Source organism: Rhizobium sp. LARHSG275 (assembly GCF_052871115.1).
Genome location: NZ_JBIXJN010000016.1, coordinates 166,658 through 176,810, shown reverse-complemented (window position 1 = coordinate 176,810; position 10,153 = coordinate 166,658). Strand labels below are relative to the sequence as shown.

Below are 10,153 nucleotides of genomic sequence, written 5' to 3'. Positions count from 1 at the left end.
TCAGCGGCCGAGCACACCAGGATCGCGCCGTCCATCTGGGCAGCACCGGTGATCATGTTCTTGACGTAGTCGGCGTGGCCGGGGCAGTCGACGTGCGCATAGTGGCGGGCCGGCGTCTCATACTCGACGTGCGCCGTCGAAATCGTGATGCCGCGGGCCTTTTCTTCCGGAGCCGCGTCGATCTGGTCGTACGCCTTGTACTCGCCGAAGTACTTCGTGATCGCTGCCGTCAGAGACGTCTTGCCGTGGTCAACGTGGCCAATCGTGCCAATGTTGACGTGCGGCTTGTTGCGCTCAAACTTACTCTTTCCCATTTGAATGCTTCCTGTGAACGAAAATGGTGGCCCCGGCGAACCGGTTTAGTGCCGCCGTTTAAGGCTTTCGGCGAGATTGCGCAAGACTTAATTGCAGACGCCATTCTTGGCCTGAGAGCGCATATGGGAGACAATTCGCCGCCTGCAAGGCGATTCGCCAAAGCCCCCTCGAAAATCGCTGAAATCTTAAAGAAAATCGCATTGACCACCGGGGACGCGCCATAGACGTTCGGCGTCGAGCGCCCTTCCCTGCCAGCCGATAAACGCAATCGTCAGCGTCTCCGCCAGCGCCGGAGACATCTCGAGATGACCGCGGCAGCGGTCGTATGAAGTGGCTTAACGGAAAATGGAGCGGGTAGCGGGAATCGAACCCGCGTATTCAGCTTGGAAGGCTGCTGCTCTACCATTGAGCTATACCCGCGGGGTGGTCCGATCCGATGACGAATGGTGGAGAGAGTTGGATTTGAACCAACGTAGGCTGAGCCAACGGATTTACAGTCCGTCCCCTTTAACCACTCGGGCATCTCTCCAGTTTTCGTCCGGATCGCAAGACCAAGTTCGTCAGACTTCGAAGCGTTGCCGCCCGTCGTCTGCGCCGCGTATATGACCGGAGCATTTCAGTCTGTCAACACGATGACAACGGAAAAAACACGAAAAATTTCATTCGCCACCGAAAGCCGGCATATGAAAGAAAGCCTATGCGGCGGCGAGCGCCATGGCTATAAAGCTGCATGAGCAAAGACAACAAATCCGGCGGCAAGACCGCGACAGACCCATCCGCCAAGGATACGCATTACGCCACTCTGCGGCGCGCCCACCGTGACGCCAAGCGCGAACGCGGCGAGATTCCGACGCCCCAGCCGCAGAAGCGCAAGCGCGGCGGCGAAGACTGGAAGCCGCCGGCGCTTGCGCCCGACCAGGTGCATCTCTATGGCCTGCATACGGTGCGCGCGGCCTTCGACAATTCCGAACGCAAGAAGATCAAGCTGTTCGTGACGCAGAATGCGCTCGCGCGCCTCGAAGTCGATGTCGAGGCGCTCGGCATTCCCTTCGAGATCGTCTCGCCGCAGGAGATCGACAAGGTGCTCGGCCCCGAGGCGATCCATCAGGGCGTTATGCTGGAAACAAGGCCGCTTCCGGTACGCCGGCTCGAAGCGCTGAAGGACAGCCCTCTCCTGCTCGTCCTCGATCAGGTGACCGATCCGCACAATGTCGGCGCGATCATGCGCTCGGCCGTCGCCTTCAACGCGGGTGCGGTCATTACCACGCAGCGACACAGCCCGACCGAATCGGGCGTGCTCGCCAAGTCCGCGTCGGGCGCGCTGGAGCTGATACCTTATATACAGGTCACCAATCTCGCCGATGCGCTCGGCGAATTGCACAAGCTCGGTTTCTCCACCATCGGCCTCGATTCGGAAGGGCCGGCGCCGCTCGAAGGCACCTTCTCCGGCGAGAAAGTGGCGCTGGTGCTGGGATCCGAAGGCAAGGGGCTTCGGCAGAAGACGCGGGAAACCGTGAACGCACTTGCCCGTCTCGACATGCCGGGCGCGATCAAATCGCTCAACGTCTCGAATGCGGCGGCGATCGCGCTTTATGCGGCGCGGCTCCACTTGAAGGTATAGGCTGGCTGCGGGCAAAGGGTAATTGTCATGGTCCGTTTCCTCCCTAGACTGGTGGCTCCGGCAGCGGCGCTGCTTGTCTGTGGACTTGCATATGGACAGGGTATCGATCCCGATATTCTCAAAGCACAGGCCGGAACCTATCTCGTTGCCCCGGAAGACGGTGCGACCGGATGTCGGTTGACGCTGGAAACCGGCGAAGCGATCGGCGGCCATTCGCTCTCCGGTCAGGACTCCTGCATCATGCCGCTGCCGGCACTTGCCGAAGCCTACTCCTGGAATTTCGACGGCAATGGCGGCGTCATCCTGATCGATGCGACACGCAAGGTGCTCGCCCGTTTCGTCGAGAACGAAGGGCAGCCGATGAAGACTGAGGATGGCGCGCCGCTGTTGCTGATCGCCGCACCTGACGGCGTCGATCGCCTGCCGACTGTCGCCAGTCTTGCCGGGACATGGGCGATGCAAAGACCGGACGGCGAAAGGCTTTGCGGCGTGACGCTCAACGGCCGCGTCGATGCGGAGGGCAACGCGCCGCTGTCCCTTTCGGGAGACTGCGCTGCCAACGTCGCCAGACTGAAGCTCGCCCTCTGGCATATTGAGGGTTTCGGGCTGACGCTGATGAGCCTTGACGGTTCGTCGCTTGGCTTCGACATGCGCGCTGACGGCAATTTCGACAAATCGAAGGAGGAAGGCGGCAAGCCGCTTTCACTCGTTCGCCACTAACCCATAGTCAGTCGGCTCCGATGCCAGAAAAATCCACTTTTGCCTTGGAATGACGCCCCGGAGCACTATGATCGAGCAATGATCGGTTGCCGCAACCGGCCCAGAAGCAAGAAGGAACGATCCCTATCATGGCCATTCGACCACTGATTTTCGGTATCCTCTTCATCGCGGTCTTCGTCGTGATTATCATCAGCATCATCTGGGTGGACACGTCACACCCCATCCACCAGCCCGATCCTCTGTCGCCGACGGCGCCCGGCCCCGCGACGCCGGGACAGGTACAATAATTACTGGCAGGAAAGCGGACCGCGATCATGCGTTAATCCCGGAATCGAACGAGGATTGAACGCTTATGCGCATAATGATAGCCGTCGTCGCCCTCATGGCCGCCTCCGTGCCCAGCATCGCGATGATGTCGCCCTCTCGCGCCGGACAGGCCGGCAATGGCGACAAGGATCGAGGCGAGCGTCAACGAACCCATCACTCAATGACTAGAGGCCCGGATGACCCGGGCCGTTATCGTCAGCTGCGGTAGAGCCAGAACGGCATGCCGCGATCGCGATCGCGCCACTCGCGGCGCTCCTGCCAACGCTCGGCACGCCACCGCCGCCAGTGACGGCGATCATCGCGCCAGTCGGAGCGGCGCCAGTCGCGCTCATCGCGCCAGCCACGGTCGTCACGATAGTCACGGTCGCGATCATGTCGCCAGCCACGATCGTCACCGTCGCGATCACCTTGCCAGCCATCACGGATTTGAACGATATCGCCCCGCGCCGTCACCGCCGGCCGCTCGGCCGGCATGGCGGCTGCCGGTGCGACGGACGCGAAAGCCGCACCGACGGAAATGGTTGCGGCGAGAAAGAGATGAGCGAGCTTCATGGCTGTTTCCTCATTGATGATGAGGCGAAGATAAGCGGGCGCGGCTGAATTGGCGCTGAAGCAGCCCTTCACGCGCGGTTCATCAAGCGATGCGTGCTATCTGAAAAGATCTGCGGTGCGAGATTGAGCGAAGCAGCGTCGAACCAACGCCATGAGTTGGCAGGCCGCATCGCCCGGAAAAGAATGGTGCCCCCGGCAGGGTTCGAACCCGCGACCCCCTGATTACAAATCAGGTGCTCTACCAACTGAGCTACAAGGGCGATAGTTGCCCCAACTAGCAGATTCTGTGATTCTGTAAAGGGAAATCCGCGGTCGCGCGGACAGGTATGCTGCAGCTCAAAACGCTTCGCGATAGAAAACGTCCTTGTCGCGCAAGGCCTTTATCCTTTAGCTAGGACAGCATCATAAAGGGCATTGCATGGGCCGTTCATTTCAGACGCTTTCCTTTCTCGCCTCACCAACGACGGAGGCGCTTGCCGCGCGCGAGGAGTTGATTGGCATCTATGGTGACGTCCCGGCTGACGAAGCCGACGTCATCGTCGCGCTTGGCGGTGACGGTTTCATGCTGCAGACGCTGCACAACACCATGAACTCGGGCAAGCTGGTCTACGGCATGAACCGCGGCTCGGTCGGCTTCCTGATGAACGACTATCGCAGCGAACGACTTCAGGAGCGCATCTGCGCCGCCGTCGAAAACGTCTTCCGGCCATTGCAAATGACGACGGCCAATGCCGACGGGACCAACTCGACGGCGCTCGCCATCAACGAGGTCTATCTTTTCCGCCAATCCTATCAGGCGGCGAATCTGAGGGTCACGGTAGACGGGCGTATTCGCCTGGAGGAACTCATCTGCGATGGGTTGATGGTGGCCACCCCTGCCGGATCGACGGCCTATAATCTTTCCGCCCATGGCCCGATCCTGCCCCTCGAGGCGCCACTGCTCGCCATGACGCCGGTGAGCGCTTTCAGGCCACGGCGCTGGAGGGGCGCACTGCTTCCAAATAAGGTGACCGTCGATATCGACGTCCTAGAGCCGGTGAAGCGGCCGGTGAACGCGGTGGCCGACAATACCGAGGTCAAGTCGGTGCTGCATGTCCGCATCGCCCAGTCGGAGCATATGACGGCACGCATCCTTTCTGATCCCGACCGCTCCTGGTCCGACCGTATCCTCGCCGAGCAGTTCAAGGATTGAGACGATGGCAATGCGACGGGTATTAATGACGAGCCTCCTGCTTGCGGGATGGAGCATTGCAGCTGAGGCCGCGTCCCTCCAGGACGCCATTCTGCCGGCATCGGTGATTTTCGCGACCAGCACCGGCTACTGGGAGGATGACGGCAACGCACCGGCGATTGAGCGCGCGCCGACGGGCGCCGAGAGCGTTGCCGACCCCGAAGGAAAGGCCGCGCAGCGCCACGGCTATTACAAACTCTTTGCCGTGCGCCAGCCGGACAGGACTTCGAAGGTTTACCTGCAGCAGATTGCCCAGACCGAGACCGGCCCGGCGATCGCCTCGACCATCGAGCTGCAGGAGTTCAGCGAACTGAAGCCTTACGTGACCGATATCCGCCCTGAGAATTCGAACGGCATCATCAAGGAACCAGGGCTCTTCGCCACGGTCTATCTGAAGACCGACCCTGCGGCCGAGCCGGATGGCTGGACCGTGCTGATCGACGAATTCGGCGACATCACCGTGGAGAAAGCGACGAATTGACGGGGCTTGGAAGTGTTCAGCGAGGCATCCAAGAGATGAAACTGGGCTTTCGTGACGGCGTCCTCTCCGACGAGAAAAGGTCGAACTGGGACGCAGCCGGCCCCAGACCCATCAGTTGGTCCCTCTGGTATCCCGCCGCCGATGACGCGCGAGAAAGCGAAATGCCGGAAAGAAGCTGGTTCCAGAAAGCGGCCGTCGCCCGCGATGCCGCGATCCGACCGCAGGCCGTGCCCTATCCCCTTGTTCTTCTGTCGCATGGCACTGGCGGATCCGCGGCCGGACTGGAGTGGCTGGCGCGACGCCTGGTCGATCGCAGATTTGCAGCGCTCGGCGTCAGCCATCATGGCAATACCGGCATCGAGCCCTATCGCGCTGAAGGCTTCGCCTGCCTTTGGGAGCGGGCCCCGGATCTAAGCACCATGCTCGACCATTGCGACGACTGGCTCAGCGATCTCTCGGGCCATATCGATACGAACAGTGTCTTCGCAGCCGGATTTTCGGCCGGAGCCTATAGCGTGATGCTGCTGCTTGGGGCTGTCGCCCAGTTCTCGCAGTTCGAACCGTCGAGGCTGAAGCCGGGTGGAGCGCGCGGACCACGGGAGTTTCCCGACCTTGCCGATCATATCCCGGCATTGCTGCGCACCAGCGATGTATTTCGCGATTCGTGGTCCCGGATGTCGAAGTACTACCGAGATGACAGAATCAAGGCCGCACTCATCTGCGCGCCGGGCCGGTCCGTTCTCGGCTTCAGCGAGAAAAGCCTGAAAGCCGTCGATGCGCCTGCCCTTATCCTGGTCGGTGATGCCGACAGGGCCGCTCCGGCCGAAGAATGTTCGTCGTGGCTGCATGCGCGGCTCCGGCGCAGCGCCCTTAAAATCTTCGGCGGCGGCCTCGGATATTATATCTTCGTGCCAGAGGGCACAGCGCTCGGCCTCGCCTTTGCGGCAGAACTCTTTACCGATCCCCCGGGCATCGAACGCGCAGCCGTTCATGAAGAGATTGCCGATCTTTCGGCAGCGCTGTTTCAAAACGTCGATAAAGCCGCGATGGCTTGAGCAAAACAAAAACCCCGTCTCCGGAGCTTTTGTTGTCTCAATCCATCGTCAATCCGATCAGTCGACATCCTCGACAACCGCGTCGGCGGCGCCGCTGATGCGGTGAGCGAGTGCTGCTTCCATGAACTCGTTCAGGTCGCCGTCGAGCACATCATCCGGCGCGCTGCTGGCGACGCCGGTGCGCAAGTCTTTGACCATCTGATAGGGCTGCAACACATAGGAGCGGATCTGGTGGCCCCAGCCGATCTCGGTCTTGGAAGCGGCTTCGGCGCTGGCGGCATCTTCACGCTTCTTCAATTCCGCTTCGTACATGCGGGCGCGTAGCATGTCCCACGCCTTGGCGCGGTTCTTGTGCTGCGAGCGCTCCTGCTGGCACTGCACGACGATGCCCGTCGGAATATGCGTGATGCGCACGGCCGAGTCGGTGGTGTTGACGTGCTGGCCGCCGGCACCCGAGGAACGGTAGGTGTCGATGCGGCAGTCGCTTTCGTTGATCTCGATCTGGATCGAGTCGTCGACAACGGGGTAGACCCAGATCGACGAAAAGGAGGTGTGGCGGCGCGCGTTGCTGTCGTAGGGCGAGATGCGCACCAGGCGGTGCACGCCCGATTCCGTCTTCAGCCAGCCGTAGGCATTATGGCCCTTGACGAGCAAGGTCGCGGACTTGATGCCGGCTTCTTCGCCGTCATGGACTTCGAGAAGCTCGACCTTGAAACGCTGGCGCTCGGCCCAGCGGGTGTACATGCGCAGCAGCATGTTCGCCCAGTCCTGGCTTTCGGTGCCACCGGCGCCGGAATGGACTTCGAGATAGGTATCGTTGCCATCGGCTTCGCCGGAGAGCATGGCTTCCACCTGGCGGCGCGCGGCCTCGGCCTTCAAGGCCTTCAGCGTATCCTCGGCTTCCTTGACGACGCTCTGGTCGCCCTCTTCCTCGCCAAGCTCGATCAGCTCGATATTGTCGTTCAGCTGCTGTTCGAGCTGCTTGACGCCATTGATGCCGTCATCGAGCTGCTGGCGCTCGCGCATCAGCTTCTGCGCTTCGGAAGCGTCGTTCCAGAGGTTCGGATCCTCAGCCTTGTTGTTCAACCAGTCCAGCCGTCTTATCGCCTGGTCCCAGTCAAAGATGCCTCCTCAGCAGGGTGATAGCCTGCTTGGTTTCATCGACCACGTTTTCGATTTCCGCTCGCATTATCCTGCTTCTCTATCTCGGTCTTCTCAAGTGCTGGTGACATAGAGACGCCCGCCGCGGATGTAAAGGGCCGCGGCGGGCGTTCAAAAATTCGGGCCTCGATCAGAACAGGCCGGGCGTGCCGGTCTGGACGGCCTGGTTGGCCTGCGGCGAGGTCTTCAGGATTTCTTCAGGCGCCATGGTGCTGTCCATGCCGATGACCGAGAAGCTGTCGGCCGGGCCGGTGCCGGGCTTGAAGGCCTCGATGATGGTGTTCGGATCGCCGTCGACGGCCGCCATGCCGGTCTTGCGGTCGATCGGGATCAGATTCATGCCTGATGGAATGACGAATTTCGATTCTGGCATGTCCTTGACGGCCGCCTGCATGAATTCGTTGAAGATCGGCGCAGAGAGAACACCGCCGGTGCCGCCGCGGCCGAGCGGGGCCGGCGTATCGAAGCCCATATAGAGGCCGGCGACCAGATCCGGCGTGAAGCCGACGAACCAGGCATCTTTCTCGTCGTTGGTGGTGCCGGTCTTTCCGGCGACATCGCGACCGCCGAGATCGACCTTGCCGGCGGCGGTGCCGCGCTGGATGACACCCTGCATCATCGAGGTGATCTGGTAGGCGGTCATCGGGTCGAGCACGGTTTCGCGGTTGTCGACGATATTCGGCTCTTCCTGGTTCTGCCAGTCGCCGGCATTGCAGCCCTCGCAGAGACGCTCCTCATGCCTGAAGATGGTCTTGCCGTAGCGGTCCTGGATGCGGTCGATCAATGTCGGCTTGATCTGCTTGCCGCCATTGGCAATAACCGAATAGGCCGAGACCATCCGCAGCACGGTCGTGTCGCCGGCGCCGAGCGACATGGAGAGAACCGGCAGCATGTGATCGTAAATGCCGAAGCGCTCGGCATATTCGGCGACGATGTTCATGCCGAGATCGTTGGCCAGGCGCACCGTCATCAGGTTGCGCGAATGCTCGATGCCCGAGCGCAGCGTCGACGGGCCGCTGACTTCGCCGCCGTAGTTTTCCGGCCTCCAGACCTGGCCGCCCGAGACGATCTCGATCGGAGCGTCCATGATAACCGAGGCCGGGGTATAGCCATTGTCCATCGCCGCCGCATAGACGAAGGGCTTGAAGGAGGAGCCCGGCTGGCGCATCGCCTGAGTGGCGCGGTTGAATTCGGACTGGCCGTAGGAGAAGCCGCCGACCATGGCGAGCACGCGGCCGGTCTTCGGGTCCATCGCGACCAGGCCGCCCTGGACCTTCGGGGGCTGCTGCAGGCGATAGGAGGTCGAAGTGTTATCGCCGAGCTTCTCGACATAGACGACGTCACCGGCAGCTACGGCGCCGACCGGCGACTTCGTGGACTTGCGGGCGCCGTCGGCCGAACGGAAGGCCCATTGCATATTCTTGGCGTCGATCGTGCCGCGCTGACGGTCGGCCGCAATCTTGCCGCTTCCGTCCTTGGCCGGCTGCAGGCCGATGTCGACGGTCGAGTCGGAAACTGCGAGTACGACGGCAAGCCGCCATTCCGGTACGTCGGACAGTGCGGGGATATCGGCAAGCGCCTTACCCCAATCGCCGCTTGCATCGATCTGCTTGATCGGGCCGTGGAAACCGCGGCGCTCGTCATAGGTAACCAGACCGTCCTGCAGCGCCTTGCGGGCAGCGAGTTGCATCTGCGGATCGAGCGACGTCCGTACCGAAAGGCCGCCCTCATAGAGGACTTTTTCCCCGTACTGGTCGATCAACTGGCGGCGCACGGCTTCGGCGAAATAATCCGAAGCAAAGAGCGAGGGGCCGGTGGTGCGGGCGGTGACGCCAAGCGGCTGTTTCTTGGCTTCCTCGCCGTCAGGCTGGCTGACATAGCCGTTCTCGACCATCCGGTCGATCACCCAGTTGCGGCGCTCGAGCGCAGCTTCCGGATGGCGGAAAGGATGATAATTGGCAGGTCCCTTCGGCAGCGATGCCAGATAGGCGGCTTCGGCGACGGTCAGTTCGGTGACGGATTTGTTGAAATAGGTGAGTGCCGCGCCAGCGATGCCGTAGGAATTCAGACCGAAGAAAATCTCGTTCAGGTAGAGTTCGAGGATCTTGTCCTTGCTGTAGGCCTGCTCGATGCGAAAGGAGAGGATTGCTTCCTTGATCTTGCGGTCGATCGTCTGGTCCGAACTCAAAAGGAAGTTTTTGGCCACCTGCTGGGTGATCGTCGAGGCACCGACCGGGCGGCGGCCGGAACCGAAATTCTGCAGGTTGACGAGGATTGCACGGCCAAGGCCGGTGAGATCAACGCCCGGATGATTGTAGAAATTCTTGTCTTCGGCCGACAGGAAAGCGGCCTTCACGCGGTCGGGAATGGCCTGGATCGGCAGGAAGAGACGCTTTTCCTTGGCGTATTCGGCCATAAGCGCGCCATTGCCGGCATGGACGCGGGTCGTCACCGGCGGCGCGTAGCTGTTCAGAACGGCATAATCCGGGAGATCCTTCGCGACATTGGCGAGATAGATGGCAACACCCGCCGCCGCGACCAGAAACAGGACGCAGGCCATTCCGAAGAAATATCCAAAAAGTCTAACCATATTTCAGCTACCGGTCTCTTCGATCTTCAATCGGCGCAGCCGCAACGATTGCACAGATCAAGGCAATTTGCACGTTGCGCGGCTTACTCTATGAGCGCAA

The 10,153-nt window shown here is 61.2% G+C and carries 10 protein-coding genes and 3 tRNA genes; 6 read left to right on the top strand and 7 right to left on the bottom strand.

The genetic code is table 11. The annotated features are described in order from the left end of the window. The 3 genes from ACIPSK_RS22230 to ACIPSK_RS22220 all read right to left on the bottom strand — a co-directional run. Window positions 1-314, bottom strand: a 314-nt coding sequence (locus ACIPSK_RS22230; protein ID WP_446532968.1) for a GTP-binding protein, incomplete at its 3' end; no start/stop codon positions are given. A gap of 347 nt (window positions 315-661) precedes the next feature. Continuing rightward, window positions 662-735: transfer RNA gene (locus ACIPSK_RS22225), tRNA-Gly, on the bottom strand. Window positions 736-759: 24 nt separating this feature from the next. Continuing rightward, window positions 760-844: transfer RNA gene (locus tag ACIPSK_RS22220), tRNA-Tyr, on the bottom strand. 201 nt (window positions 845-1,045) lie between these two features. Between ACIPSK_RS22220 and rlmB the strand changes: the two genes are divergently transcribed. The 3 genes from rlmB (at window position 1,046) to ACIPSK_RS22205 (ending at window position 2,943) form a co-directional block, all read left to right on the top strand. Next, window positions 1,046-1,936 carry a 23S rRNA (guanosine(2251)-2'-O)-methyltransferase RlmB gene (gene rlmB, locus ACIPSK_RS22215; RefSeq protein WP_162117274.1) on the top strand — a complete coding sequence of 297 codons (891 nt, stop codon included), beginning with the start codon at window positions 1,046-1,048 and terminating at the stop codon, window positions 1,934-1,936. A 27-nt stretch (window positions 1,937-1,963) separates the two neighbouring features. Beyond that, the gene (locus ACIPSK_RS22210) at window positions 1,964-2,656 is read left to right on the top strand and encodes an AprI/Inh family metalloprotease inhibitor (protein ID WP_162117273.1); all 693 of its coding nucleotides are present in this window, start codon (window positions 1,964-1,966) and stop codon (window positions 2,654-2,656) included. 128 nt (window positions 2,657-2,784) lie between these two features. After that, window positions 2,785-2,943 (top strand): hypothetical protein, encoded by a 159-nt coding sequence (locus tag ACIPSK_RS22205; RefSeq protein WP_003558513.1) that lies wholly within the window; start codon window positions 2,785-2,787, stop codon window positions 2,941-2,943. 235 nt (window positions 2,944-3,178) lie between these two features. Here ACIPSK_RS22205 and ACIPSK_RS22200 read toward each other — a convergent pair whose 3' ends face one another. Both ACIPSK_RS22200 and ACIPSK_RS22195 read right to left on the bottom strand, forming a co-directional pair. Continuing rightward, window positions 3,179-3,607 (bottom strand): hypothetical protein, encoded by a 429-nt coding sequence (locus tag ACIPSK_RS22200; protein WP_348642909.1) that lies wholly within the window; start codon window positions 3,605-3,607, stop codon window positions 3,179-3,181. Window positions 3,608-3,719: 112 nt separating this feature from the next. Continuing rightward, window positions 3,720-3,795 (bottom strand) — tRNA-Thr (locus tag ACIPSK_RS22195). Between the two features lie 158 nt (window positions 3,796-3,953). Between ACIPSK_RS22195 and ACIPSK_RS22190 the strand changes: the two genes are divergently transcribed. The 3 genes from ACIPSK_RS22190 to ACIPSK_RS22180 are packed head-to-tail and all read left to right on the top strand — an operon-like array spanning window position 3,954 to window position 6,302. Continuing rightward, the gene (locus tag ACIPSK_RS22190; RefSeq protein WP_162117271.1) at window positions 3,954-4,727 is read left to right on the top strand and encodes an NAD kinase; all 774 of its coding nucleotides are present in this window, start codon (window positions 3,954-3,956) and stop codon (window positions 4,725-4,727) included. A 4-nt stretch (window positions 4,728-4,731) separates the two neighbouring features. Then, window positions 4,732-5,247 carry a hypothetical protein gene (locus tag ACIPSK_RS22185; protein ID WP_162117270.1) on the top strand — a complete coding sequence of 172 codons (516 nt, stop codon included), beginning with the start codon at window positions 4,732-4,734 and terminating at the stop codon, window positions 5,245-5,247. A 35-nt stretch (window positions 5,248-5,282) separates the two neighbouring features. Continuing rightward, window positions 5,283-6,302 (top strand): alpha/beta hydrolase family protein, encoded by a 1,020-nt coding sequence (locus ACIPSK_RS22180; RefSeq protein ID WP_162117269.1) that lies wholly within the window; start codon window positions 5,283-5,285, stop codon window positions 6,300-6,302. A 57-nt stretch (window positions 6,303-6,359) separates the two neighbouring features. On the opposite strand, the gene prfB is transcribed toward ACIPSK_RS22180, so the two are convergent. Together prfB and ACIPSK_RS22170 are read right to left on the bottom strand one after the other, a co-directional pair. Beyond that, a protein-coding gene (prfB, locus tag ACIPSK_RS22175; protein ID WP_012756997.1) for a peptide chain release factor 2 occupies window positions 6,360-7,491 on the bottom strand; the annotation gives its coding sequence in 2 pieces (ribosomal slippage) (window positions 6,360-7,421 and window positions 7,423-7,491; 1,131 coding nt in all). A 102-nt stretch (window positions 7,492-7,593) separates the two neighbouring features. After that, complete coding sequence (locus tag ACIPSK_RS22170; RefSeq protein ID WP_162117268.1) at window positions 7,594-10,053, bottom strand: penicillin-binding protein 1A; 2,460 nt, start codon at window positions 10,051-10,053, stop codon at window positions 7,594-7,596. Window positions 10,054-10,153: the final 100 nt, after the last annotated feature.